Origin of the sequence: Streptomyces sp. NPDC048196 (genome assembly GCF_040652715.1) — a bacterium.
GTDB classification, from domain to species: domain Bacteria; phylum Actinomycetota; class Actinomycetes; order Streptomycetales; family Streptomycetaceae; genus Streptomyces; species Streptomyces siderophoricus.
Genome location: NZ_JBEZMM010000012.1, coordinates 162218 through 185300 on the forward strand (window position 1 = coordinate 162218; position 23083 = coordinate 185300).

At 70.8% G+C, this 23083-nt stretch carries 27 protein-coding genes; 10 read left to right on the top strand and 17 right to left on the bottom strand.

The annotated features are described in order from the left end of the window. Positions 1–113: 113 nt before the first annotated feature. Positions 114–323, top strand: coding sequence for a hypothetical protein (locus AB0E02_RS15810; protein WP_362139364.1), 210 nt, complete (start codon positions 114–116; stop codon positions 321–323). Between the two features lie 18 nt (positions 324–341). Here AB0E02_RS15810 and AB0E02_RS15815 read toward each other — a convergent pair whose 3' ends face one another. Together AB0E02_RS15815 and AB0E02_RS15820 are read right to left on the bottom strand one after the other, a co-directional pair. Then, positions 342–1712 (bottom strand): MFS transporter, encoded by a 1371-nt coding sequence (locus AB0E02_RS15815; protein ID WP_362139366.1) that lies wholly within the window; start codon positions 1710–1712, stop codon positions 342–344. Between the two features lie 118 nt (positions 1713–1830). Then, on the bottom strand, positions 1831–2352 hold the full coding sequence (locus tag AB0E02_RS15820) for a GNAT family N-acetyltransferase (protein ID WP_362139368.1): 522 nt from the start codon (positions 2350–2352) through the stop codon (positions 1831–1833). 26 nt (positions 2353–2378) lie between these two features. Between AB0E02_RS15820 and AB0E02_RS15825 the strand changes: the two genes are divergently transcribed. Further along, positions 2379–2933 carry a CGNR zinc finger domain-containing protein gene (locus tag AB0E02_RS15825; RefSeq protein WP_362139371.1) on the top strand — a complete coding sequence of 185 codons (555 nt, stop codon included), beginning with the start codon at positions 2379–2381 and terminating at the stop codon, positions 2931–2933. On the opposite strand, the gene cpt is transcribed toward AB0E02_RS15825, so the two are convergent. Then, a complete protein-coding gene (cpt, locus tag AB0E02_RS15830; RefSeq protein ID WP_362139373.1) occupies positions 2926–3459 on the bottom strand; it encodes a chloramphenicol phosphotransferase CPT in 534 nt (177 codons plus the stop codon). The genes AB0E02_RS15825 and cpt overlap by 8 nt on opposite strands. Before the next feature lie 111 nt (positions 3460–3570). Beyond that, positions 3571–4410 (bottom strand): alpha/beta hydrolase, encoded by an 840-nt coding sequence (locus AB0E02_RS15835; protein WP_362139375.1) that lies wholly within the window; start codon positions 4408–4410, stop codon positions 3571–3573. 77 nt (positions 4411–4487) lie between these two features. Here AB0E02_RS15835 and AB0E02_RS15840 point away from each other — a divergent pair, with 77 nt between their 5' ends. Continuing rightward, positions 4488–5144, top strand: a complete 657-nt coding sequence (locus AB0E02_RS15840) for a sigma-70 family RNA polymerase sigma factor (protein ID WP_362139377.1) — start codon at positions 4488–4490, stop codon at positions 5142–5144. A 212-nt stretch (positions 5145–5356) separates the two neighbouring features. Then, positions 5357–5950: a hypothetical protein gene (locus AB0E02_RS15845; RefSeq protein WP_362139379.1), complete on the top strand. Its 594-nt coding sequence runs from the start codon at positions 5357–5359 to the stop codon at positions 5948–5950. Between the two features lie 5 nt (positions 5951–5955). On the opposite strand, the gene AB0E02_RS15850 is transcribed toward AB0E02_RS15845, so the two are convergent. Then, on the bottom strand, positions 5956–6918 hold the full coding sequence (locus tag AB0E02_RS15850; RefSeq protein WP_362139382.1) for a zinc-binding dehydrogenase: 963 nt from the start codon (positions 6916–6918) through the stop codon (positions 5956–5958). A gap of 194 nt (positions 6919–7112) precedes the next feature. On the opposite strand from AB0E02_RS15850, the gene AB0E02_RS15855 reads away from it, so the two are divergent. Then, positions 7113–8336 carry a hypothetical protein gene (locus tag AB0E02_RS15855; RefSeq protein ID WP_362139384.1) on the top strand — a complete coding sequence of 408 codons (1224 nt, stop codon included), beginning with the start codon at positions 7113–7115 and terminating at the stop codon, positions 8334–8336. Here the strand turns inward: AB0E02_RS15855 and AB0E02_RS15860 are convergent. The 5 genes from AB0E02_RS15860 to sbnA form a co-directional block, all read right to left on the bottom strand. After that, the gene (locus AB0E02_RS15860; RefSeq protein ID WP_030411637.1) at positions 8278–9474 is read right to left on the bottom strand and encodes a benzoate/H(+) symporter BenE family transporter; all 1197 of its coding nucleotides are present in this window, start codon (positions 9472–9474) and stop codon (positions 8278–8280) included. The genes AB0E02_RS15855 and AB0E02_RS15860 overlap by 59 nt on opposite strands. Positions 9475–9644: 170 nt before the next feature. Next, positions 9645–10847: a PLP-dependent aspartate aminotransferase family protein gene (locus AB0E02_RS15865; RefSeq protein WP_362139386.1), complete on the bottom strand. Its 1203-nt coding sequence runs from the start codon at positions 10845–10847 to the stop codon at positions 9645–9647. Continuing rightward, on the bottom strand, positions 10844–12778 hold the full coding sequence (locus tag AB0E02_RS15870) for an FAD/NAD(P)-binding protein (protein WP_362139388.1): 1935 nt from the start codon (positions 12776–12778) through the stop codon (positions 10844–10846). Before AB0E02_RS15870 ends, AB0E02_RS15865 begins: the two co-directional genes overlap by 4 nt. Beyond that, positions 12772–13773 carry a 2,3-diaminopropionate biosynthesis protein SbnB gene (sbnB, locus tag AB0E02_RS15875; protein ID WP_362139391.1) on the bottom strand — a complete coding sequence of 334 codons (1002 nt, stop codon included), beginning with the start codon at positions 13771–13773 and terminating at the stop codon, positions 12772–12774. Before sbnB ends, AB0E02_RS15870 begins: the two co-directional genes overlap by 7 nt. A 17-nt stretch (positions 13774–13790) precedes the next feature. Then, a complete protein-coding gene (gene sbnA, locus AB0E02_RS15880) occupies positions 13791–14774 on the bottom strand; it encodes a 2,3-diaminopropionate biosynthesis protein SbnA (protein WP_362139394.1) in 984 nt (327 codons plus the stop codon). Positions 14775–15208: 434 nt separating this feature from the next. On the opposite strand from sbnA, the gene AB0E02_RS15885 reads away from it, so the two are divergent. Next, the gene (locus tag AB0E02_RS15885; RefSeq protein WP_362139396.1) at positions 15209–15607 is read left to right on the top strand and encodes a hypothetical protein; all 399 of its coding nucleotides are present in this window, start codon (positions 15209–15211) and stop codon (positions 15605–15607) included. A 25-nt stretch (positions 15608–15632) separates the two neighbouring features. Here the strand turns inward: AB0E02_RS15885 and AB0E02_RS15890 are convergent, their stop codons facing one another. The 3 genes from AB0E02_RS15890 to AB0E02_RS15900 form a co-directional block, all read right to left on the bottom strand. Then, positions 15633–16211: a GNAT family N-acetyltransferase gene (locus tag AB0E02_RS15890; RefSeq protein ID WP_362139398.1), complete on the bottom strand. Its 579-nt coding sequence runs from the start codon at positions 16209–16211 to the stop codon at positions 15633–15635. Beyond that, positions 16211–17278 carry a MerR family transcriptional regulator gene (locus tag AB0E02_RS15895; RefSeq protein ID WP_362139400.1) on the bottom strand — a complete coding sequence of 356 codons (1068 nt, stop codon included), beginning with the start codon at positions 17276–17278 and terminating at the stop codon, positions 16211–16213. The genes AB0E02_RS15890 and AB0E02_RS15895 overlap by 1 nt, the downstream gene beginning before the upstream one ends. 137 nt (positions 17279–17415) lie before the next feature. Beyond that, positions 17416–18573, bottom strand: coding sequence for an FAD-dependent monooxygenase (locus AB0E02_RS15900; protein WP_362139402.1), 1158 nt, complete (start codon positions 18571–18573; stop codon positions 17416–17418). Positions 18574–18647: 74 nt separating this feature from the next. Here AB0E02_RS15900 and AB0E02_RS15905 point away from each other — a divergent pair, with 74 nt between their 5' ends. Next, positions 18648–19205 carry a TetR family transcriptional regulator C-terminal domain-containing protein gene (locus tag AB0E02_RS15905; RefSeq protein WP_362139404.1) on the top strand — a complete coding sequence of 186 codons (558 nt, stop codon included), beginning with the start codon at positions 18648–18650 and terminating at the stop codon, positions 19203–19205. Between the two features lie 58 nt (positions 19206–19263). Here AB0E02_RS15905 and AB0E02_RS15910 read toward each other — a convergent pair whose 3' ends face one another. Beyond that, on the bottom strand, positions 19264–19398 hold the full coding sequence (locus AB0E02_RS15910; RefSeq protein ID WP_362139406.1) for a hypothetical protein: 135 nt from the start codon (positions 19396–19398) through the stop codon (positions 19264–19266). A 103-nt stretch (positions 19399–19501) separates the two neighbouring features. Between AB0E02_RS15910 and AB0E02_RS15915 the strand changes: the two genes are divergently transcribed. Continuing rightward, the gene (locus AB0E02_RS15915; RefSeq protein WP_201801559.1) at positions 19502–19711 is read left to right on the top strand and encodes a hypothetical protein; all 210 of its coding nucleotides are present in this window, start codon (positions 19502–19504) and stop codon (positions 19709–19711) included. 135 nt (positions 19712–19846) lie between these two features. Here AB0E02_RS15915 and AB0E02_RS15920 read toward each other — a convergent pair whose 3' ends face one another. Continuing rightward, a complete protein-coding gene (locus AB0E02_RS15920) occupies positions 19847–20203 on the bottom strand; it encodes a MerR family transcriptional regulator (RefSeq protein ID WP_362139408.1) in 357 nt (118 codons plus the stop codon). A 98-nt stretch (positions 20204–20301) separates the two neighbouring features. Between AB0E02_RS15920 and AB0E02_RS15925 the strand changes: the two genes are divergently transcribed. Then, the gene (locus AB0E02_RS15925) at positions 20302–21108 is read left to right on the top strand and encodes an amidohydrolase family protein (protein ID WP_362139410.1); all 807 of its coding nucleotides are present in this window, start codon (positions 20302–20304) and stop codon (positions 21106–21108) included. A gap of 56 nt (positions 21109–21164) precedes the next feature. On the opposite strand, the gene AB0E02_RS15930 is transcribed toward AB0E02_RS15925, so the two are convergent. Further along, positions 21165–21665, bottom strand: coding sequence for a hypothetical protein (locus AB0E02_RS15930; RefSeq protein WP_362139412.1), 501 nt, complete (start codon positions 21663–21665; stop codon positions 21165–21167). A gap of 247 nt (positions 21666–21912) precedes the next feature. Between AB0E02_RS15930 and AB0E02_RS15935 the strand changes: the two genes are divergently transcribed. Continuing rightward, the gene (locus AB0E02_RS15935; RefSeq protein ID WP_362139415.1) at positions 21913–22302 is read left to right on the top strand and encodes a VOC family protein; all 390 of its coding nucleotides are present in this window, start codon (positions 21913–21915) and stop codon (positions 22300–22302) included. 66 nt (positions 22303–22368) lie between these two features. On the opposite strand, the gene AB0E02_RS15940 is transcribed toward AB0E02_RS15935, so the two are convergent. After that, positions 22369–22914, bottom strand: coding sequence for a GNAT family N-acetyltransferase (locus AB0E02_RS15940; protein ID WP_362139418.1), 546 nt, complete (start codon positions 22912–22914; stop codon positions 22369–22371). Between the last annotated feature and the right edge of the window lie 169 nt (positions 22915–23083).

Sequence of the window (23083 nt, forward strand, 5' to 3'; positions counted from 1 at the left end):
CGTCACAACCATGGCGCTCAAGGGCCGAGCACTCAGCGACGCCGGAGCGGTGGTCGGAATGGCGGTCACCGAGTTGCCCGTCCCCAGGCGGCGTGCGGTGATGGACAGCGGTGGTGGAGACCACCTTCCGGCTCGTCGTCGCACCTCAGGAGTCAGTCAGCATGGCCGAGAAGCGCAAACAACGGCAGGTACACCAGGACGAGACGGGCCAGGCCCTGAAACGGCAGCCGCCCAAGGAAGAGCGCGACCGCAGCGCCGAGGAAGTCAACGCGGATCAGCCGTCGGTACGCGGCAAGAAGCCGAAGCGAGCACCGAAACGGTGAAGCGGAGCACGCCGACCGCTACGGCTTTCCCGACCGCCCCGCCGCCCGACGTTCACCGCGGGCCGTGAGCATCAGGGCGACAGCGGTCAGCAGGGAGAGCAGACCCCAGGCCGGCGTGAAGCTGCCCGTGCCGTCCTTGAGCAGACCGAGGGCGGGCGGCATCACCACGATGGCGATCTGGTTGACGGACATGGCCAGGCCGAGCGCGAAGCCCGACTTGTCCGGCGGAGCCGACTCGGTCACGTAGGCGACCCACGGGCCGTACCAGCCGAGACCGAAGAACCCGAGCCAGACGAACACCGCGCAGGCCGCCACGGGTGAGCTCCCCACGGGCGTCATCAGCAGGGCCAGCCCCGCGATCACGGCGACCATGCAGGTCTTGACGGAGACGTAACGACCAGAGGCGTATCGACCAGAGACGTAACGACCAGGTACGCACTGGCCGGACAGGTATCGGCCGGACATGCGGCGACCGGGCAGGTGGCGGCCGGGCCTCCGCCGGTCGCTCCACCACGCGAGGACGATCCGTCCGACCGCGCCCGCCGCCTGGGCGGCCACCAGGACCAGGGCCGCCGCGCCGGCCCCCACGGACGCCCGCTCGTGGAGGTGCAGCACCGTCAGGATTCCCACGCCCGTCTGCACCGAAATCAGGCTCGCTCCGGACAGCATGATCCGCACCATGGCCGGTTCGCGGAGCATCCGCAGCCGAGCACCCAGCTGCGCCCTGAGCGAGGACGACCACCCGGTCCGCGCCGACGGGCCGCGAGCGGCCGACGGGCCTTCTTCCTGCAGGGCGGCTCGGGTGGGTGGCCGCCGGTAGAAGCCCATGAAAACGCCGGCTCCCAACAGGGCGACCAGGCCACCGGCCACGAGTGTCGCCCGCCAGCCGGCAGCGGCGGCGAGGAGGGGCAGTACGGCCGAGGCCAGCGCCGCTCCCAGCGGCAGCCCGGCCTGCCGGATGCCCATCGCGAGCCCGCGCCGGGACGCGTCGAACCAGGACGCCACCGATTTGCTCCCGCCGGGCTGAACGGTGCTGTAGCCCGCGCCGACCACCAGCAGTACGAGGAGCAGGGACAGATATCCCGGTGCCGCACTCCCCACGAGCAGGCCCGCGGCGACGACGCAGCCGCCGATCCCGACGACCCAGCGCTCGTTGTAGCGGTCCAGCAGCTCCCCTGCCACCAACAGTCCGATCAGCGGCAGTAGTTGCGCCGCGGAGAGCAACAGACCCAACTGGGCCGTACTCAGGTGCAGGTCCCGTTGCAGGTCGAGGCCCATCGCCCCGATGCCCTGCACGAAGAAGGCGGAGGCGGCCTGGGTGAAGGTGGCGATACCGAGGACGATCCAGCGGTACCGCCCTGCCCGGCGCGTCGGCAGGGCGGCGGTCACCGGCCCCCGGCCCGGGGTGACGCATCGCCGAGACGGCCGCGACTGATGCGAAGGCGGGTGAGGCGGACGGGGGTGTCGAGGCTGTCGAGGATCCAGGGATGTCACGGCCGACCACCTCTCACGGTCGCCAATACAGCGACGGGTCGGGGTGGTCGGCGAAACCGAGCGCGCGGTAGAGCGGTTCGCCGTCGGCCGAGGCGTACAGGTCCACCCGGGAGACCCCGCGCTCCCGGAACCAGTCGAGCAGGCCCTGCATGATCGCGCGGCTGTGCCCGCGCCGCCGGTGCGCCGGCTCGGTGACCACGCCGATCACATGCCCGACCGAACCGTTGCGGTTGTGCGGGCCGGGGAACCACCGCTCGACGGTACCGATACCGCAGGCGGCGAGCCCGTCGTCGCCGTCCACGACGAGGATCCGTACGGTGTCCGTCGCAGCCAACTTTTCCGCCAGCACCTCGGCCAGTGCATCGCGCCAATCGACGTCGGCCGGTGAGGGATTGAAGAATTCCCCACCGAGCGTCTCGAACAGCAGGGCCCGCAGGCGTACCAGCTCCGCGATGTCGTCCTGCCGCGCCCGACGCACCTCGCCGGCCTGTGCGGTATCGGGTTCGTGGTGTGGGTGGTGCTCGTGGTGTGCCATGCCGAGCACGATGATGTAATGGTCTTATGCACCTCAACCCTTACGGCGAGGATGCCGTGAACCTGGCCGCGGACCTGGCCAACCGGCGGCCGACGAGCCCGGAGGAGCTCGCGGACCGCTGCCGCGCCGCCGGGCTGGTGCTCGAACACCCGGTGACGCCATGGGACTTGGCGCGTGTCGGCCTCGCGCTGGAGGCATGGGAGAAGGTCGTCGACGCCTCCGACGAGCGTGCGCGCGCCGCGCTGCTCAACGAGATGCTGCGGGCGACCGCCGCCCATCCGCGGCTGACCGATCACGCGGGCAGCGGCTGGCACCTGCACTACCGCGACGCCGACCAGCCGCTCGGCTCCCTGCTCTTCGCCCTCATCTCCGTGGGCACCGCGCTGCATCTGGTGGGGCGGGGCATGCACCGGCTCCGGCGATGCGCCGTGACCGAGTGCGCGCTGATCTTCGCCGACACCTCCCCCACCGGGCGGCAACGCTACTGCTCCCCGCGGTGCACCAACCGCGACGCGGTACGCCGACACCGCGCGCGCCGCGCGGTGACCAGGCCGGGGCCCTGCGATCCGGTGATCAGCTGACGTGGGCTGCGATGGTCCGCGCGCACACCAGGGACTCGGTATGCGTCGTGTCCACCTCCAGGTCGTAGAACACTCCCTGGTGCACCGCATCCGCCTGCGCCGCGGCCATCCCCTGGATGCGATCTCCTCGTGCGACCTCCCGTCCCGCGGCGACCGCACTCTCACACCGCACGCCGACCCACAGCACGCCCAGTTCGCCAAGTGCCTTCTGCCACCGCTGCTGGGACGCCGGTCCGCCGAGGAAGACGTCATCGACGAGGATCCTGGCGCCCGCCCGGGCCATCGCCACGATGCCCTCCGTCCAGGCCGCCTCCAGCGCCCGGAAGTCCGCCCCGACGCTCACCTCGCCGTCCGCCGCGAACACGATCCCCCCGTCCGACGCCTGCATCTTCGCGGGCATGGCCTCCACGAACGAGTCACACCCGAACGCCAGCCAGGGATCCGGCAATACGGCCTGCAGACACCGTACGATCCCGGACTTCCCCGAGCTGGAACCACCGTTGAGAATGATCATCTGAGTCGTCACCGCGCCACAGTAGGGCGCTACCACCACGGCACGAAACGAATATCGGCACACACCGCTCTGCTGCCCCTTCATCCCCGCACGCCAGGCCGACGGACCGCCTCAGCAAGGTGATCAGGCGGCTTGCCGCAGGAACGCCGCGGTGGTCGCCACGAACCGGTCGGCGTCGTCGAGCCAGGGGTAGTGGCCCGCTCCCGGCTGCACGGAGAGTGTGGCGTCGGGGAAGAGCCCCGCGAACTCCGCGACCGCCTGTGGCGGGCTGTTCAGGTCGAATTCTCCGGCGAGCAGCAGGGCGCGGCCCTCGTAGGTGGCGAGTGCCGCACGCGTGGCCTCCGGGGTGAAGGCACCCTCGGCCGCGAAGAGTGCGACGGCTTCCTGGTTGCTCGGCCGGCCGGCCGCGTGGTGGTGCTGCGCGGCAGTGTCCCACCGGCCGTAGAAGAAGGGGGCGATGGCCTCCCAGTCACTGCCTGCACCCTCGGTGATCGCCTCCAGGGCGGCGAAGGCCGACGGGAACCACGGTTCGCCTTGCCGTAGTTGCGCGAGCTCACGTCGTGTCTCGCCGGTGATCGCGATGCCGACGGCGCGAGCACCGGGGGCGATCAGAGCGAGCGTGCGGACGTGGTCCGGGTAGCGGGCCGCGTACTGCGTCGCGAGGTTCGCGCCGGCGGAGTGGCCCAGCAGATCGATCCGGGCGAGTCCGAGGTGGCGGCGCAGGGCCTCGACATCGTCGACGAGGCGGTCGCAGCGGTAGGTGGAAGGGTCCTCGGGTATCGCGGACCTGCCGGTGCCGCGAAGGTCCAGGAAGATCAGCTGGTGGTGCGCCGACAGGCCGCCGAGGTCGCCGAGATAACGGGAGTCCATGGGGCCGCCCGGGAGGCAGACCACGGGACGGCCCTCGCCCTGTGTGCGGTAGGCGAGCTGGGTGCCGTCGGGCGCTGAGAAGGTGAGAGACATGACGCGCATCGTTGCAGTCATAACCAGGATGTACAACCCGGTTATGACGAGGAACGGAGAGGGTGTATAACCGAGTTGTGGGAAGCGACGACACCCGACACCCGAACGACGGCGGCGCGCAGCAGCCCTCCCGGACGCTCACCGAGGAACAGGCCGCGCGGATACTCGCCGGCATGAACGAGGTCATTCGTGCGGGCGAGGAGATGCGGAAGCTGCGCACCGAAATGATCAAGATGTTCGCCGGCTTGGGCTGGACCCAGGACAAGATCGCCCAGCTCACGGAGATGAGCCAGCCCGCCGTGTCCAAGCAGGTGATGAAGTCGAAGACGGGCGACCCACCGCCCCCGATGGACCTCTCCCTCGACCAGCGCGACGTCCCATGGCTCGAAGGGCGTCTGTGGGGCCTCGCCGAGGAGATCTCGGAGGCCTGCCACGACGCCGCGCGCTGCACCCGCTACGTCAACGCCCTCGCCCGAGGGCGGAAGCGGTTCACCCCCCAGAACGTCGATGAGCTGCGCCGCCTCGTCGAGGAGGACCTGAGGCTGCACCGGTCGATCCTGTCCGGCAGCTACCGGGACGCCTACGACCAGATCAGCCGGGCTCTCGACGTCCCCACGAAGGCCCCGTCCGCCGCCGGCGCCACCACGCCCACCGCAGCTCCCCCGGCATCGCCCGCCGCGCGGCGAACCCTCGCCTGTCAGATCCAGCGCGACCGGCTCCGGGGCGAGTCCTGAGGGCGAATTGCGCGCTCGTGGCACCTCGTTGGGAGCGGGCCTTGGGAGCGGCCCTCTGGGCGGGCCTTGGAAGCGGCCTTCGGATCGGGGCTTGGGAGCCTGGGAACGGACCTCCGGGACAGGCTCGCGAGGGGACTCAGGGTTGGATCTCGGGGATGCGTCAGGGTCGGTACCTGATGTAGTTCAGGGTGCCGAGTCCGTACTTTTTGATCATGACTTCACCACGCACTGCATTCCTCACCGCCCCCCTCCTGATGGGCGCGTACGGCGTGCTCCGCATCATCGACGGCCTCGACGGCAGCCGCGGGCCGGGCGTCGCATGGAGCGCCGGCCACCTGTGCTTCCTCGGCGGGCTCGTCTTCTTCGTGCAGGGCTTCGGCATGATGCGCGCGTGGGTGGGTCGCAACCGGCTGGCCACGGTGGGCCTTTGGACCGGTACAGCGGGAGCCGTCGCCGTCGCCGTGCAGTTCCTCATCGACCTCGTAGTGGGGTTCCTCTCCGCCGACCACGGCGCCATGCAGGAGCTGTTCGCCCGTATCCAGGCGATACCTGGAGTGCTCCCGGTGTTCTACGACTACGGGCCCCTGCTCTTCTTCGTCGGCCAGCTCATCCTCGTCGCCCAGCTCGCCGTCCGGCGCATCCTCAAGCCGTGGGCACCCGTCCTCGTGCTCATCGACACCACACTGCCCCTCGCCGACAAGGACCTCATACCGCTCGGAGCCGCACTCCTGCTGGTCTCCTTCGCCCCGCTGTACCGCCGCCGCGCGGCCACGCACCAGCCGATCGGCACGTCACTCGCGGCGTGACGGCTTCAGGGGGTAAGGATCAGCTTGCCCTTGGTGCGGCGGGCCAGGAGGTCCTCGTGGGCGTCGCGGGCGCGCCCGAGGTCGTATGCGGCACCGACCAGCGGCCGCAGGCGTCGCCGCGCGACGAGGTCGAGCAGTTCCTCCAGTGCCGGGCCACCGGCACCCTGCGTGGCGATCAGCGGGATGAGCCAGAAGCCGGCGACGGTGATGCTGTCCACCGCGAGCCGTCCGGGGTCGATGCCGGCGGCGGCCCGCCGGGAGGAGGCGCCGTACGTCACCAGGCGTCCCAGGTATCCGAGTGCGTCCAGTGCGGAGTCGAGGACGGGGCCACCGATGGCGTCCAGGATGATGTCGACCGGGTGTCCGTGATTGGCGTCGAGGACGCGCTCGCGGTAGCCCTCCGCGCCACCGTCGATCGCCGCGTCCGCGCCCAGTTCCAGGGCGAAGGCGCGCTTCTCGTCGGAGGACGCCGTGGCGATGATGCGCCCGGCTCCGAACTCCCGGGCCAGCTGCACGGCGAGGCTGCCCGTCCCGCCTGCGGCGGCATGCACCACCACGCTCTCACCGGGCCGTATCCGCGCGACCGAGCGCAGCAGATGCCATGCCGTCAGCCCCTGGACGAGCAACGCCAGCGCCTCGCCGGCGCTCACGTCGTCCGGCAGCGCGACCAGGTCGCGGTCGGCGACGGCCGTCTTCGCGGCGTATCCGCCCTGTGCCACATAGCCGAGCACCCGTCGGCCGTCCGCGGTCCGGCCGACGACCTCCATGCCGGGGATACGCGGTAACGGCCCCTTCGGCGCGTACGGGCCCTCGGTGTGCTCGCCGGCGATCTGCTTGATGTCACCGAAGTTGACGCCGGCAGCCGCCACCTCCACGAGGCTCTCGCCCGGCCCCGCCAGCGGGCCCGGCACCTCGGCCTCCCGCAAGACCTCGGGGCCACCGAACCGCTCGTACTGCATCGCGCGCATGACACACCTCTCGCCGTACTGATCATCTCGCCTCGCCTCAGTGTCACTCATCGCGAGCCGCCAGCGGCAAGGAGAGAGCGGTGGTTCCGCAACCCACCCACCGAAGACCAACGCTCGAAGCCCAAAGCCCAAAGCCAGAAGCCCGAAGCTGCCGGCCGGCGCCGATGTCAGTGGCATCCGCTTCAATCCCTGTCATGAACGAACTCGACGAGCCGGCCGACCAGGACGCACTTCTTTCGGCGGTCCACCGCCTGGCCTGGCCCGGCACCGGCGATCTGGTCTGCGAAGAGGCCGGACACCCGACGGGACACCTATGTCTGGCGGTGCCGTCGGCTCCGGTGAACCCTGCGGACTTCTCGGACCCTCCGGGCCTTTCGCACCGGCCCGACCTGTCCGCACTCCAGGAGGCGCTCAGCGGACGCTACGGGCGGCCCCGCAGTCTGGCGATGGACGGGTACACCGATCCGACCGTCACCCGGCGGACGGGGCTGCCGCTCCTGACCCCGTTCGGTGAACGGCTCGTCGAGATGCGCGCCTGGGCGCACGGGAGCAGGTGGATCGGCTGCGGCAGCGCCCGTTTCGACGACGGCATACGGCCCGTGCTGCTGGTCGCGGAAGGGCAGGATCCGGCCGCGGACGTACCGGAGGGCTCTTCCTGGGTGGACGGGGTCGTGGCCGTGACCGGATGGGACGCCTCCGGAGGGCATACGGTCGACTGGGCGGAGACCGAGGCCCGTCTCGGGACGCCGCTGCCCAGTGACTACAAACGCCTCGTCGACATCTTCGGGGACGGCGCCTTCGACGGCTATCTCCAACCCCACCTACCCGGTTCCTGCTTCAAGACCACTGACATCGTCCGGCAGACCGCGTGGCTGAGCGAGTGGGCAAGCGCGAGAGGCAGCCGCCTGTGGGAACCGTACGAGCTGTACCCCGCGCCCGGCGGGCTCCTGCAGTGGGCGAGCACCGAACAGGCCGACGCGTTCTTCTGGCTCACCGAAGGCACCGATCCCGACAGGTGGCCCGTCCTCATCACGGAAGACATTCCCGACTCCTGGGTCCGCTTCGACGGGACCACCACCGAATTCCTCTACCGCATGCTCACCGACCGGCAGCACCCCTTCTCCACGGCCCGCTATTTCGACAGCCACTGGTTCGAGAGTTACGGGATAAAGGGGAGTAACGGGAGCGAGGACCGGACCGAAGTCGAGGGCTGGACCGAAGCCGAGGACCGGGGCGCATGCCAAGGGCCGCTTCGCCTGCCGGAGCGTGGGGTGGCGCGAACGGCAGCGGCCGCCCCGACCGGGTGGTCGGAGCGGCCGCTGAAGGTGTGGCGGGTCGGTAATTGCCCGTGCCAGGCTATTACTTGGTGGCGGGCTGCGGGGCGTTCGCGCCGGCGCGGGTGGTGCGCCAGCGGGTGAGGACGAGGTGCGACACCACGCCGAAGACCAGGCCCCAGAAGGCCGAGCCGACGCCGAGGAGGGTGACTCCCGATGCGGTGGTGAGGAAGGTGATCAGGGCGGCCTCGCGGTCCTTCTCCTCGGTGACCGCTCCGGTCAGGCCGCCGGCCAGCGCCCCGAGCAGGGCGACGCCGGCGATGGCGGCGACCAGTTCCTTGGGCAGGCCCGCGAAGAAGACCACGAGGGTGGTGCCGAAGGCGCCGATCAGGAGGTAGAACGCTCCGCACGCGACGCCGGCGACGTAGCGGCGCTTGGGGTCGCGGTGGGACTCGGGTCCGGTGCAGATCGCCGCGGTGATGGCCGCGAGATTGATGGCGTGCGACCCGAACGGGGCGAGCAGCGTGGACACCAGGCCGGTCGAGCCGATCAGCAGCCGGTCCTTGGGCCGGTATCCGGACGCGGTGAGGACGGCCATACCGGGGGCGTTCTGCGAGGCCAGAGTGGCCAGGATCATGGGCACCGCAATGCCGATGAGCGAGGCGACCGAGAACTCGGGAGTGGTCAGCACGGGGCGGGCCAGCTCGATGCTGTGCAGGTTGATGTGCAGGCGCGAGGTGACGGCACTGCACACCACGCCGGTGGCCAGCGCGATCAGCACGGCGTAACGGGGCAGCCACCGCTTGCCGAGCAGATAGGCGAGCAGGACGGGGCCGGCGATCCACGGCGCGGTCTTCAGGGAGGTGAAGACACCGGTGCCGAAGGAGAACAGGATGCCCGCGAGCATGGCCGACACCACTGCCGTGGGGACCTGCCGGATGAGCCACCCGAACACCCCGGTCAGTCCGACCAGGGTGATCACGACACCGGTGACGAGGAACGCGCCGATGGCTTCCGGGTACGAGTAGGCGCCCAGGCTGGTGACCAGCAGGGCCGCGCCGGGCGTCGACCAGGCGGTGATGACCGGCATCTTCGTCCGCAGGCTGAGCCCGATGCAGGTCAGGCCGCTGCCGATGGAGATGGCCCAGACCCAGGAGCCGGTCTGTGCCTGGTTCAGATGGCCGGCCGTGGCGGCGGCGAGCACGATGACCAGCGGGCCGGAGTACGAGACCACGACGGCCACGAACCCGGCGAGGACCGCGGACAGCGAGAGGTCGCCCATCAGGCCCCGGCGGGCGGCAGGTTGGCCGGATTCCGTGGGTGCCGGGCTTCCGCTGCCCGTCGTGCCGGTGCTCTCCCCGGTGGGGGTGCTGGTGCTCGTGCTGGTGTTGCCGGTGGTGCTGGTACTTGTGGTGGTGCTGTCGGTGGTGCTGGTGTTGCTGGTGTCTGAGCTCACGGGGCGTCCTTCGCGGCGCGTTCCAGTGCCTGCTCCAGATCGGCGATGAGGTCGGCCGGGTCCTCGACGCCGATGGACAGCCGGAGCATGTCCTTGGGTGATGTGCTGTCCGGTCCCTCGAATGTGTAGCGGTGTTCGATCAGGCTTTCCACCCCGCCCAGGGATGTGGCGCGAATGAACAGTTCGCAATGTTCGGCCGCGCGCAGGGACCGCGTCCAGTCCCCGGCGATGTGCAGTGAGAGCATGCCGCTGTAGCCGCCGGTCATCTGCCGGGAAGCGACCTTGTGGCCCGGGTCGGTGGGCAGGCCCGGGTAGGCGACCCGGCTGACCAGCGGGTGGGCGGAGAAGTGCTCGGCCAGGGTCATGGCGGAGGCCGATATCTGGCGCATGCGCGGGAAGAGCGTCCGTATACCGCGGAGCAGCAGGTACGTCTCCCACGGGCCGAGGATCGGGCCGGTCAGCCGGCGGTGCAGGCGCAGCCGCTCCCAGAGCGCCTGGCGCTCCTCGGTCGGCTCCGGCGCGGCCACCAGGAGACCGGCCACCACGTCGTTGTGGCCGTTCAGGTACTTGGTGCCGGAGTGCATGATCAGGTCGGCGCCGAGCTCGAAGGGCCGGGTGTGCACCGGCGTGGGGACGGTGTTGTCCACGCCGAACAGCGCGCCGGCCCGGTGGGCGATGTCGGCGCAGGCTTCGAGGTCGGTGACCAGCCAGGTGGGGTTGGCCGGGGATTCCGCCCACAGCAGGGCGGTCGGCGCCGCCTCGACCGCCTGGGCCACCGCGTCCAGATCGTCCATCGGGACGCGTACGACCTCCAGGCCGCGCTGGGTACCGAACTCCAGCAGCCACTTGGTGAGGCCGAAGTACATCGTCTGCGGCACCACGACCCGGGCGCCGGCGGGCAGGACCTGGAAGACGGCGGTGGCCGCGGCCATGCCGGAGGAGAACACCAGCGCGTCGGAGCCGCCCTCCAGCCCGGCGACGACGTCCTCGACCTGCTCGTAGCCCGGGGTGCCCTGGTCGCGCAGATAGGCGAGGCCGGCCGGGGTGCGGTACTGGTCGTCGCGGGCGAAGGTCGCCCCCATGCTCACCGGCGGCGGCACCGCACCGGTGGTCGGGCAGCGCCAGCCGTCGCCCTGGGCGGCCCGGGTCTCGACGCGGTACTCCCGGGTCCAGGGAGTGTAGGTCTCGCGGTTGCTCATGATGTCCTCTTGGTCAGGGCCGGCAGGGCGGTGCGGAGGGCGAGTTCGGCGTCCTTCAGCGCGCGGGACGGCGCGCCGGGCGAGGGGACGTAGTGGTTGTAGTAGCTGGACCCCTCGGTGTGCGGGCCGAGGAAGAACAACGTGGGCCGTACCTCCCCGGCGGGGCCGATGCCTTGTCCCTCGCGGGTGACGTGGAGTCCGGTGACCCGGGTGCCGCGCCGGGTCAGGGTGGAGACGCGGCCGGCCGCGACGAGCCGGCCCAGCAGCGAGGCGGGCAGCCGGTCCGCGCTCGGCTCGGCGACATGGGCGTGCACGACGTGTCCGACCTCGACGCTCGCGGGGTCGGCCAGGCAGGTGGACGTAAGGCGCCAGGGGCCCTGACCGCTCGGCGCGATGACCTTCGGGCGCGGTCCGGGGCCGAGCCGGAGGACCCCGGCGTCCAGCAAGGACAGCAGTTCCGCCGACCGGTCCAGCTGCGGGCCGATCACCAGGCGGTTGACGGTGGAGTTGAACTCACCGAAGAAGTGGTCCAACGAGGGGTCGTCGACACCCGGTGGGTCGATGACGGCCCGGAGGACGTCGCGGTGGTCGCGCAGCACTTCCAGCGCTTCCTTGACGGGGCTGGCGCCCAGCCCTTCGCGGGCCTCGGCCAGGTCGTCCGCGACCCGGGCGGCGAACCACTCGGCGTACGCCGCCGCGTCGGCCCATTGCCGGTCGGCGGGCTCCTCGGTCAGTACGCCGTGCAGCGGGTACGGCCCGAACTCCTCCCGTGCGGCGGCCAGCGCCGGGTCAACGCCCGAGGTGGCCACCCGGTGGGCGAACTCGACGCCCGCGCCCGCGGCGTCGCCCGTCCTGCCGGCCAGGACGGTGCGGTAGTAGGTCAGTTCCATCTCGGCCTCGACCAACGGCAGTACGTCGTCGAGGAAGTTGAGCCGTCCGTCCGCACGCCGCCGGCGCAGGGTCTCGATCCGGTCCGTGGTCAGGACCAGGGGCGCGAAGCGGGTCCGGCCCGGGTTGAGGTGCGGCCGGCTGCGCGAGGGCATCCCGGAACGGTTGACCAGCACGATCCGCGGTTCGCGGCCGCTGGGTACGTAGCGCAGCCGTCCGCCGCCGGCCGCCGGCTCGTGCCGGCCACCGCGTCCCAGCGTCAGGCTGGCGATCACGTCCATGGCGGTCAGTCCCATGCCCAGCACGGCGACGTCGTCGCCGGGGCCGATGCTGTCCAGGGCGGTGGGCAGCGGGTAGGGACGGGTGATCAGGCCGGGTCCGGCGGGCGGTTCGGGCCGGGAGGCGGCCGGGAGGTGGAGGGTGTGGTGTCCGACGGTCACGAAGACCGCGTCGGCCTCCAGGTGGGTGCCGTCGTCGAGGAGCACGACCTCGCCGCCGTCTTCGCCGGGTCGGATGTCGGTGGCCGTGGTGGCGTGCCGGATCAGGACGAAGCAGGGCGGTGCGGCGTCGACGATGCGTTCGGCCGCCCAGGTGAGGTATTCGCTCAGCAGCCTTCGGGGCAGGAAGTCGTTCGGCCGGATCTGCCGCCCCTCCCCCGCCCGTACGGTGTAGCCGTCCGCGCCCAGCCGCAGGTCCCTCTCCTGGCACCAGGTGTGCAGGGAAGGGCCGCCGATGCGCGTGGGGCCGTCCACCATCGCGTCGTCCGCGAAGGCGGTGATCTGCGCGCACACGGTGTTGAGCAGGAGGTGGTCGGGCTGGTCGCGGAGGTGGAAGCCGGGGCCGAGGGGCTGGGGGTCCACGAGGTGGACGGTGACCGGGAAGGGCTCCGCCAGACACTGGTTGACGAGCCGCTCCACGATGCCCAGTCCGCGCGATCCGGCCCCGACGATCGCGAGGGTGGCGGGCCGTTCGGCGTCCCAGGGACCGGCCGACGGGCCCCCCGCGCCCGGCACGTGTTCGGTGTACTGCTCCGTGGCTACCACCGGCTGGTCTCCCCGAAGAAGTTGGGGACCGCGAGGGCCGAGCCGGCCTCCCGGGCCCGCTGCAGGACGTACGCGCCGACGGCCAGGTCGAGGACGCCGAGGCCGAACGGCGAGAAGATCACCGGACGTTCGCCGGACACCGCCACATCGCCGTTCAGGACGCCGGCGAGGGTGCCGGTCACGAAGTCCCGCGAACCGGTCAGCTGTTCCGCGAGGTGCGGTGAGGTGTTGGCCTTCATGCAGTGGTCGACGTCGTCGAAGACGTTGTCCGCCGCCAGCACCACCTCGGGCGCGAGGTCCCGCAGCGAGATGTTCAGCACGAGCTGGCCGGGCTTGAACGGCGTGGTGACGTACGGCTCCAGTGCGGTGGTGGCGAAGACGATGGTCTCGGCCTCCAGCGCCGTGCCCAGGTCGGCGGTGAAGGAGGCGGGGCGCTGCTGGGTGGTGCGCAGATGGTCGACGAGGGCCCGGCCCGACTCCTCGTGGAGGTCGTGCACGAGGTAGGCGTCCGGGGTGGCGCCTGCGGCGTGGAGGTAGTCGCAGATGTTGCGGGCGATGACACCGCCGCCGACGATCGCGATCCGCGTGCCCTCGAAGCCGCCCGGGCGCAGGGTGGTTGCGGCCACGGCGGCGGACGCGGCGGTGCGGGCGGCGCTGATGTTCGCGGCTTCCAGACAGGCGATCGGGTAGCCGGTCTCATAGTCGTTGAGGAGGAGCACGGCCGAGGCGCGGGGCTTCCCGACCTGGGTGTTCTTGGGGAAGCTGGCGATCCACTTGATGCCCGCGAGCTGGACGTCGGCGCCGAGGTAGGCAGGCAGCGCGATGATCCGGGAGTCGGGCTTCTCCGGGAACCGGAGGAAGTAGCTGTCGGGGTTGATGCTTTCCCCGGCCTCATGGCTGCGATAGGCCTGGCTGACGATGCCGAGGACCTCGGCCCGCCGGTCGCTCAGGATCTCGCGTACGGTCTCGCCCGCCACCACGTCGAAGTCGAACATGAAATACACACCTCTCCTCAGGCGCCGGCCTGAGAAACTTCCGAAATTTCCGAGCAGATGAGTTCGGGCCAGCGGTCGGCCACCCAGGAGTCGTTGTAGATCGTCTCCAGGTAGCGTTCACCGAAGTCCGGCGAAAGGGCGACCACGACGCTTCCCTCGGGGATTTCCTTGGCCTTGGCGCGTACGGCGGACAGCACCGTCCCGCTGGATCCGCCGAGCAGCAGCCCGCGTTCTTCGGCCAGCATCCGGCACATTTCCACGGCATCCGCTTCGGGCACCATGACGACTTCGTCAATACGGCGCTCGTCGAGGATTTCGGGACGCCGGCTGGTACCGAGTCCGGGAATGTGGCGCCGGGCGGGCGGGCCGCCGAAGGACACCGACCCGACGGCGTCGACGGCGATGATCCGGGTGGCCGGGCTGTGCTGCCGGAAATACTCCGCACACCCCATCAGGGTCCCGGTCGTGCCGGCCCCGATGAAGGCGTAGTCGACATGGCCGATCTCGTCCAGGATGGAGCGCCCGGTGCGGTCACGGTGCACCTGGGGGCCGGCCGGATTCGCGTACTGGTTCAGCCAGTACGTGTCGGGTTCGCATGCCAGGCGGTCGCGGATGTAGTTGATGCGGGACTGCAGATAACCGCCGTTGCCGTCGCGGATGTCGATGACGACGACCTCCGCGCCGAGCGCCTGCATCAGCCGCACGGACTGCGCGTTGGCATTGGGGTCCGTCACACAGGTCAGGCGGTACCCTTTGGCCGCACAGACCATGGCGAGGGCCACGCCGAGATTCCCCGAGGTCGATTCGATGAGGCGGGTACGCGGAAATTCGCGTCCCGAGTCCTCGGCCTGGGCCACCAGGGCGATGGCCGTCTTGAGCTTGACCGAGCCTGCCGGATTGAGGCCCTCTAGTTTGAGGAAGACTGAACTTCCAGGTGCGAGATGATCGGCCCGGATGAACAAGTCATCCAATACCAGATCATAAATTTCTTCTGCTATCACGGAAATCCAACACTGTTGAGTGCGGGCACGCAGAGGCGCGGCCCGGGCCGAAATTGCGAGAACCCATGGGCGTGCTCACTGCGCCCGGTCAATACGCAGACATGCAGAAGATGGTTTCCCCCCGTTTGTCGCCTACTTGTCCCCCGAGTCCGCGACGCTCAAATGGTGCCACACGCCAGCACGGTTCGTACAGGACATTTTTTCGACTAGGGGCGTTTCCATCAGGTTCCGACCGTCCGGAATTTGGCATTCCAAATATGCTTCAGAACTCAACATTTTGAATGGAGTGGTGATGTGCAGATCGGAGGCGCTTCCCACGCGCCCAGCACCGCACCCTCCGCCATACCGTCACGCACAATGAAATCGGATTTCCAGCCTCCATTTGTGCGTTGTCCGCCGGCGGGACGGCCTCCGGACGCGGCTACCATCTGCCGATGCCTCGCAGTGAAAAGACAGCCCGCCGCCTCGTCGTCGACGGCGAAACCTTCCTGTGGTCGTTGCACCACGTCCACGACGCCGTGGGCAACAGCCAGTACCACGGCTGCTGCGAAATCCTCGTCGTCCGCCGGTTCAAGGCGCGCGGCCGGCTGCACATCGTCTTCCGCAGCGGCCCCGACCGGCTCGTCCCGGACGGCTACGTCATGCCTTCCGGTGCGATCGGCACCGCCAACGGCCCCCTGCTGAACCTGCACGAGCCGGGGACCGTACGTGCCTTCCTCGACGAGGCCCTGACCAAGGGCTGGCGGCCCGACGATCCGCTGACCGCGGAGATGGACGGCTGGCGACTCTTCGACACGGTGGCCACCCGCCGCGCCGACGAGCGACCCGAATAGCCCGGCTGTCGAGCCGTCACGGCACTCAGGTCGCGCGTTGCTCCTCCCGGCGCAGGACGTGCAGGTGCCCGTCGAGGGGGAAGGTGGGCGGCGCGGCCGGAAGGATGCGGTCGAAGGCGAAGTGGGTCTTCTCCGCCACGCGGCACGACGCCTGGTTGCCGAGCCGGTGGAGGAGTTCGATACGGCGCAGCCCGTGGGTGCCGAAGGTGCGGAACGCCCAGTCGGTCACGGCCTGGAGGGCGCGCGGTGCCACGCCTCGTCCTCGGGCGGGGGCCGCGGTCCAGTAGCCCACTTCTGCTGACGGCTTGCCGTGGGCGACGGCCTTGAGGACCACGTGGCCCATCAACTGGCCAGGCGACCGACGGGGGTTGGCTTCCTGGATGGCGAAGGCGAACCGGTCGCCGGTGGTCCAGCCCTGCCGTTGGGCCTCGACCCAGCGCAGGCCGTCGGCCTCGTCGCTCACGCGAACGCTGGTCCAGCGCCGCAGAGCCGGGTCCCGGCACACCTCGACCAGCGCGGGGACGTCCGTCGAGCGCCAGGGCCGGAGCAGGAGGGCGGGCGCGGTCGTCGTAGCGTCCACGTGCAGTGGGACAGGGGCCGTCATCAGCAGGACGTCCGGAGTCGCAGCGCCCGGACGGCCCAGTCGAGCACCGGCGCCGTGGGCTCCGGGGCCGGCCAGCCGTTGATCGTTGCGAGCAACTGGAAGTAGCGGTCCCTGCGAGGGTCGTTCATGGATTCCAGGCGGTGCAGCAGTCGGCGGTGGACCTCGGGGATGCCCTCGGGGGTGTCCCCGGGGATGTCAAGGCGGCCCGGCACGGTCGCGTAGTGGGCCGTGAGGGCCGCGACGGTCGGATCGGCTTCGGGGGCGGCCGGGTCGATGCCTGCGGCCAGTGCCGGACCGACGTACGCGCGGACGACCGCGACCAGGTCGGGCGTGGGGCCCGCGCCGGCACCGGGCTGCTCGGCGGCGTACTCCTCGACCATCCGGCGCACCGTCGCCCGGAAGTCCGTGTCCAGGGCCAGTTCGGCGAGTTCCACCCAGGCCCGGACCTGCTCGGCATGGGGTTCGTCGGGCAGCGCAGGGGTCATCGAGCGCACGATCGCGGTGAATTCCGTACCGGCGGCAGCAATTTCGGTTTCAATACCACGGTGGGGAGGGGCGTCGATGTCGCCGAAGAGGGCGTTGAGGAAGTCGTCGATCAGCTCTCGGCGTTGCTCTTCGGTGAGTTGGGACAGCTTGTGCATGGAGTCGGTCTCCTCGGGTGTGGAACCGCGCTCGGCCACCGCCGTCAGCACCGCGTGCCGCAGCCGCAGTACGCGGATCTGTACGGACAGGGCTTCGGCGTGGGTCGCGGCGACCTCCGGGAGGGAGACCTCGCGCTCCATGACCTTGCGGACGGTGGCGAGATCCAGCCCCAGGTCGCGCAGGGTCCGTACGAGCTCCAGGCGGGCGACGGCGGTGGCGTCGTAGCGGCGGTAGCCGGCCGGGCTGCGGTCGGTCGGCGCCACGATGCCGCGGTCGGAGTAGAAGCGGATGGTCTTGACCGTGAGGCCGGTGCGCCTGGCCAGTTCACCGATGGAGTAGAGGCCTTCGTCGCAAAGCCCGTCGCTGTAGGGGCCGTTGCCGTAGGAGCCGTCGGAGTGGTGGGAGTGGAGGTCGTCGCCGTGCATGTCCTTACCTTTGCGTCTCCCCTTACTGGAGACTCAAGTGCCTCAGTTCCCTCAGGCCCCTCAGTTCCCTCAGGTCCATCGGGCGCCATCGGCCGCGCGGTCGGTACGTACCGCGTCGGCGCATCCGTACGTCTCCGTCAGTGCAGTCGCGGCGGCGTCCAGTCGGCATGGCGCAGGACGGTGCGGACGGTGGCGCGGGACGGGGCGAGTCGGAGTGCGGTGTTGCGCAGGGCGATGGCCAAGGGGTGGGTCAGTTGCTGGCCCATACGGCCGGCCTGGCGGGCCGCGCGGGCGACGGACTGGCTACGGGGGCGGCGTTCCGCGTCGTAGCGGGTCAGCGCCGCCTCGACGCGGGGCTCGGCGGCCAGGGCGGCGGCGAGGGTGGCCGCGTCCTCCAGGGCCTGGCAGGCGCCCTGGCCGAGGTTGGGGGTCATGGCATGGGCCGCGTCGCCGAGCAGGGCGATGCGGCCCACCGCGTAGGTGGGCAGGGGGGTGACCAGTTCGTTGATGTCGCGGTGCAGGACGGCCTCGGGACGGGTGGCGTCCAGCAGCGCCGGGATGGGGTCGTGCCAGTCGGCGAATCGGCGGCGCAGTTCGGCGAGCGGATCGGGAAAACGCACGCCCGCGGGCGAGTTGAGGACCGCATGCCACTCGGCGCGGCCGTCCGTGAAGGCGATGTGGCCGAACTCGGCGCCCGGGCCCCAGGTCAGTTCGAAGTCGGTGCGCAGCTCGACCGGGTGCTCGGTGATGGCACGCAGTACGGTCGAGCCGCTGTACGCCGGACCGGGGTGGCCGGGGAAGAGCTGGCTGCGCAGCCGGCTGTTGATGCCGTCGGCGGCCACGACCAGATCCGCTTCGAGCCGGGTCTCCCCCACGGGTACCCGCACCCGGGCCGGGTCGGAGCGGTCGACGGAGGTCACCTCGGCGCCGATCAGGAGTGACTCGGGCGGCAGGGCCTCGCGGAGCACCCGGTGGAGCGCGGCGCGCGGGATGCCGACGATCGGGGTGCCCAGTTCGCGCTCCAGCGCCGCGCCGTCCATACGGGCCAGCCGGCCTCCGTCCGGCGTACGGGTGCCGCCGAGGTACTGCGGCCGTGCGGCCGCACGTACCGCTGCGCCGACGCCGAGGGCATCCAGGGCGCGGATGCCGTTGGCGTGCAGGGAGATGCCCGCGCCGGCGTCGTCGAGGACCGGGGCGCGTTCGACGACGGTCACGTCCCAGCCGATCCGGCGGAGGCCGATCGCCGCGGCCAGCCCGCCGATGCCCCCGCCGACCACCACTGCGCTGCTGCCCACAACGGCCCCTCTCCACGATCTTCTACAGATGTAGAAGATCGTATACCGCACCTCTACAGGTGTAGAAAAGAGGGGTGACCACAGATCGACGTACGGTTCTCGCAGACGCCGCCATCGACGTGCTCGCCGAGGCCGGGATGCGGGGGCTGACCCACCGGGCCGTGGACCGCGCGGCGGACCTGCCGGCGGGCACCACCTCCGCGTACTACCGCACCCGGCAGGCACTGCTCACCGCGCTGGTCCGGCGGCTCGTCGTACGCGACCAGGAGGAGCTGCAGAGCGCGGGGGAAGCGACACCCGCGCCGCGCGACGCCGACGAACTGGCCGGGCGGATCGCCGGGTTCGTCGAGCAGCGGCTCACGGGAGAAGGGCGGCAGCGGTCCCTCGCGCGCTATGCGTGCGCCCTGGAGAGCGCGCACCATCCTGAGCTGCGCGAGATCCTGGTACCGCGGGAGAACGCCGGACGGGACACCGTGCGCGACTTCCTGGCCGCGCAGGGGGTGGCCGATGCCGAAGGGCGCACGCTCACCCTGCTGGCCTGCGTGGACGGGCTGGTCTTCGACCGTCTGCTGGGCGGCGGGGGCGTGCTGGAGGAGGAGATCCGGGGGCTGATCGCCGCTGCGTTGCGGTAGCCCCGCGGAGGGAGGCGGTCGCGGGGAGGCGTGCTGCGCGGCCGCCCCGCTCGGCCGCTCACGGCCCCAGGGGCCCCCAGCCGAAGAAGATCGCCCCGAAGATGCTGAGCACCCACAGTACGGCGAGCGCCGCGACCACGCCGAGCGCGGCGATTCCGATCACAACTGCTTTGGCCCCTGCGCCATTTGCCATGGCTCGATACTCCTCCTCACCTTGTCCGGAGCGTGCGGCGGGGTGCCGGTTGCGAGGGTCGCCGTCCAGCACGGGCCGCCGGTCACCGGAAGGGTTACGCTCGATGCAGGCAGGCGTTCCGACCGCAGTGGCGGCCACGAGCCAGTACGCGGAGGCGGCCATGAGCCAGTACGACGAATACACGACTCCGTCGCAGGCCGAGGGCGAGCGGCTGGAGGAGGACATGGATCCGGGCCAGCCGCAGCACCCCGAGACGATGCGGACCCAGCCTTCCCAGGCGGAGGGCGAGCGCCGGGCCGAAGACGACGAGTGAGGGGCCATCGGCCGACGGGCCGAAGGTCGAGTGAGCTGCTGACGGGCCGAGGGCTGAGTGGGGTTCAGCGCGGTGGTGTTGTCCGCTCACCGTGGTGGTGTCCGCTTCGTCCGCTCACCGGGTGGTGTCGTCCGCTCATCCCCGGTGAGCCTCCGCGCCCGCGAGCGTCTCCCGTAGCGCCTCACGGGCCGCCGCGAGCTCGGCGGACCGCTGGTCGAGGACGCGCAGCTGGTCCCGGAGCGCGTCGAGCACGCCGGGGCAGGGCCGTACCGCGGCCGTGCCGGTGGTGCAGGGCAGCACCTGGCGGATGACCCGGGTGGGCAGTCCGGCCGCGAGGAGGGCCCGGATGCGGCGTACGGCGGCGGCGTCGGATTCCGCGTAGGCCCGATAGCCGTTGGCCAGCCGCTCGGGCCGCAGCAGCCCCGCCCGCTCGTAGTAGCGCAGCAGCCGCTCGCTGGTCCCGGTCCGCTCGGCCAGCTCCCCGATCAGCACGGCCTCCCCCTCTCGCTTGACCTTCCAACGGTGTCAGGGATCAACACTGGCCCCGCCACCCGCATTCCGCCGGTGGCCCGCACCCCAGGAAGGCGCACATGATCATCGATGCCCACAGTCACGTCCACGACCCGCTGGACCTCCACCTGGCCGCGCTGGACGACGCGGGCGTGGAGCGTACGGTCCTCTTCGCCACCCGTCCGCATCCGGAACGGGCGACGGACCTGGCCTCCCTCCGTCACGAGATGGGCGTGCTGGAACGCGCGCTGAGCGGCGGCACCGACGGTCGTACGGACCCGGCCGGTGACGACGGGTACGCCGCGGCGTGGCGGGAGCTGGACGAGGCGCTGGCCGCCCACCCCACCCGCTTCCTGGGCTTCGGCTCGGTGCCCCTGGGCCTGGGTGAGGCCGGGACGGCGACGTGGGTGGCGCGGGAAGTGGCCGGCCGCGGACTGCACGGCATCGGGGAGCTCACCCCACCCCCGGACCGGGCGGCGCTGGTCGAGCCGGTGCTCCGGGCGGCCGACGACCACGGCGGGCTCCCCGTGGTCGTCCACGGTTACGCGCCCACGACCGCGGCGGACGTGCGGACCCTGGCAGGGCTGGCGGCCCGCTACCCGAGGGTGCCGTTGGTGATCGGCCAACTGGCCGGGGCGCACTGGATGGCAGCGATCGAACTGGCCCAGGTCACGCCCAACATTTACCTGGAACTGTCCACGGCGAACATCGTCTTCGCCGTCCGCCTGGCCGTCCAGGCACTCCCCACCCGCACCCTCTTCGGCTCCGACGCCCCGTACGGCGACCCCGTGCTGTCCCGCGCCACCGTGGAGCGGGTCACGCCGCCCGGCGAGGTCCGGGAGCGGGTGCTGGGCGGGAATCTGGCGGAGCTGCTGGGCCTGGGGTGACACACGCAGTGGGCGTGCCCGGTGGGCGCGCCCAGTCCCGTTCCCAGCCGGCGTGCTCAGTGGGCGTGCTCCCGCACCGTGGCCGGGATGATCCGGTAGTCCCGCTCGAAGACGATGTTGTGGAGCTCCGCGGCCGCGATCTCGCGCAGGGCCGACAGCTTGGCGGCGGCCTGCTCCTCGGTGAAGACGTTGAGCGGCCAGTCGCGCAAGGGGCCACCGCGCAGATGCGGATGGTGAAACGCAGCGCCGAAGAAGGCGTGCAGCACGATGGGGCTGACACCGGCGTCCCGCTGCTCGGGCCAGGTGAGGGACCAGACCGCATCGGCGCCCGCGTCGTCCGTCCGCATCCCGGTGGCCAGGATCTCTCCGGTGCCCAGGAGCAGGTCCTCGTTGATCTCGCCGAGTGCCTGCCGGGCGTACGGGTCGAGGAGCTCGACCGTCCGGGCGAAGAGACGCTCCTTGTCCTCACGGGAGACCGCGCGCTCGTGCGTACCGTCACGGAGATCGGCGAAATGCCTCAGCAGCTCTGCGGTGTATCCGGGCCGGGACGCGTCCATGGGTCCTCCTCACTGGGGCGCGGCGCCACGGGCAGCGGGCGCTGAGCGGGCACGCCGCGGGCGGCTCTCTCCCTCCAGCGTTTGCCCGGACGGGCGGATCCGCACGCCGAGATGCGGGGGAACCGGTGCTCCGGGGAAATTGGCTGCAGACCACAAGGAGGTCGGTTACGCTCTGCGGCGGCATCGCGTGTCGGTCACCGGCTGGGTGAGGCATGGAGGTGTCGGGAGATGCCTTCGGAGGCATTCCTTGTCAGTCGAGTTGAACCACACGATCATCCACGCCCGGGACAACCGGGAGTCCGCCGCCTTCTTCGCGGAACTGCTGGGCCTTGACATCACCGCGGAATGGGGACCGTTCATCGCCGTCGGTCTGGGCAATGGCGTCACGCTGGATTTCGCCACGATCCCCGCGGACAAAATCACCCCGCAGCACTACGCCTTCCTGATCTCCGAGGAGGAGTTCGACCGGGCGTACGCGCAGATCAAGCAGCTGGGCATCGCGCACTGGGCCGATCCGCACCAGCAACAGCCCGGCTCGATCAACCACAACGACGGTGGTCGGGGCGTGTATTTCCTGGACCCGGCGGGTCATGCGATGGAGCTCATCACCGTGCCGTACGGCGGCTGGGCAGCGTAGGTAGCTGAGCCGAAGGCCGCACCCCGGCGAGGGGTGCGGCCGTCGGCGACCTGCCCGACGTGGGGCTCAACGGGTCAGGTGGCCGCTCGGGGAGGGCTCCGGGGTGTCCTGGGCCGTGGACACCACCAGCATCTTGGTGACCCCTCCGGTGTCCGAGACGACGTCGCGTACGTGGCGGAAGCCGAGTCGTTCGCAGAGGGCGAGGCTGGCGGTGTTCTCGGCGCCGACCATGCCGTAGACCTCTTCGAGGCCGAGGGTGTCCGCGGCGTAGGTAAGTAGGCCTTGCACGAGTTCGCTGCCCAGGCCCTGGCCCCAGTGCTTTCTGACCAGGGCGGCGACGGCCTCGTGGCCGTCGACGTTGCCGGTCTTCTTGATCTCGGCGTGGCCGACGTAGTCGCCGTCGGACCAGACCCCCCACACGTCGAAGAGGTTCTTGCCGTAGACGTCGGTGAGGATCGAGCGGTAGATGGTGCGGATCTCCGCTTCGGAACATCTCTCCTGGCCCATCCAGCGACAGACCACTTCGTCGCTGAGGAGCCCGACGAAGTCGTCCTCGTCCTCGGGACGGTAGGGGAGGAAGAGCAGTCGGTCGGTACGCAGGGTCGGGGTCATGGCAGACGTCCTTGTCTCGGTGGGAGGGCCGCGGGCGAAGGGCCTCATAGCGATGTCCGGGGGTTGCGGGTGTGGGGGTGCTCGCCTCCTGGCGCTTCTCACCGGAGCTGCACAACCTCGGCGTCCTGGCGGCCAGCGAGCTGGTCGCCAACTCCCTCCAGCACGGCAC

Bases quoted from the DNA above. Each gene is read 5' to 3' on its own strand.
- AB0E02_RS15820 (WP_362139368.1), bottom strand. From the start codon at position 2,352: ATGGCACACCACGAGCACCACCCACACCACGAACCCGATACCGCACAG.
- AB0E02_RS15825 (WP_362139371.1), top strand. From the start codon at position 2,379: ATGCACCTCAACCCTTACGGCGAGGATGCCGTGAACCTGGCCGCGGAC.
- AB0E02_RS15835 (WP_362139375.1), bottom strand. From the start codon at position 4,410: ATGTCTCTCACCTTCTCAGCGCCCGACGGCACCCAGCTCGCCTACCGC.
- AB0E02_RS15845 (WP_362139379.1), top strand. From the start codon at position 5,357: ATGACTTCACCACGCACTGCATTCCTCACCGCCCCCCTCCTGATGGGC.
- AB0E02_RS15850 (WP_362139382.1), bottom strand. From the start codon at position 6,918: ATGCGCGCGATGCAGTACGAGCGGTTCGGTGGCCCCGAGGTCTTGCGG.
- AB0E02_RS15855 (WP_362139384.1), top strand. From the start codon at position 7,113: ATGAACGAACTCGACGAGCCGGCCGACCAGGACGCACTTCTTTCGGCG.
- AB0E02_RS15860 (WP_030411637.1), bottom strand. From the start codon at position 9,474: ATGGGCGACCTCTCGCTGTCCGCGGTCCTCGCCGGGTTCGTGGCCGTC.
- AB0E02_RS15865 (WP_362139386.1), bottom strand. From the start codon at position 10,847: ATGAGCAACCGCGAGACCTACACTCCCTGGACCCGGGAGTACCGCGTC.
- sbnB (WP_362139391.1), bottom strand. From the start codon at position 13,773: ATGTTCGACTTCGACGTGGTGGCGGGCGAGACCGTACGCGAGATCCTG.
- AB0E02_RS15885 (WP_362139396.1), top strand. From the start codon at position 15,209: ATGCCTCGCAGTGAAAAGACAGCCCGCCGCCTCGTCGTCGACGGCGAA.
- AB0E02_RS15890 (WP_362139398.1), bottom strand. From the start codon at position 16,211: ATGACGGCCCCTGTCCCACTGCACGTGGACGCTACGACGACCGCGCCC.
- AB0E02_RS15895 (WP_362139400.1), bottom strand. From the start codon at position 17,278: ATGCACGGCGACGACCTCCACTCCCACCACTCCGACGGCTCCTACGGC.
- AB0E02_RS15910 (WP_362139406.1), bottom strand. From the start codon at position 19,398: ATGGCAAATGGCGCAGGGGCCAAAGCAGTTGTGATCGGAATCGCCGCG.
- AB0E02_RS15915 (WP_201801559.1), top strand. From the start codon at position 19,502: ATGCAGGCAGGCGTTCCGACCGCAGTGGCGGCCACGAGCCAGTACGCG.
- AB0E02_RS15925 (WP_362139410.1), top strand. From the start codon at position 20,302: ATGATCATCGATGCCCACAGTCACGTCCACGACCCGCTGGACCTCCAC.
- AB0E02_RS15930 (WP_362139412.1), bottom strand. From the start codon at position 21,665: ATGGACGCGTCCCGGCCCGGATACACCGCAGAGCTGCTGAGGCATTTC.
- AB0E02_RS15940 (WP_362139418.1), bottom strand. From the start codon at position 22,914: ATGACCCCGACCCTGCGTACCGACCGACTGCTCTTCCTCCCCTACCGT.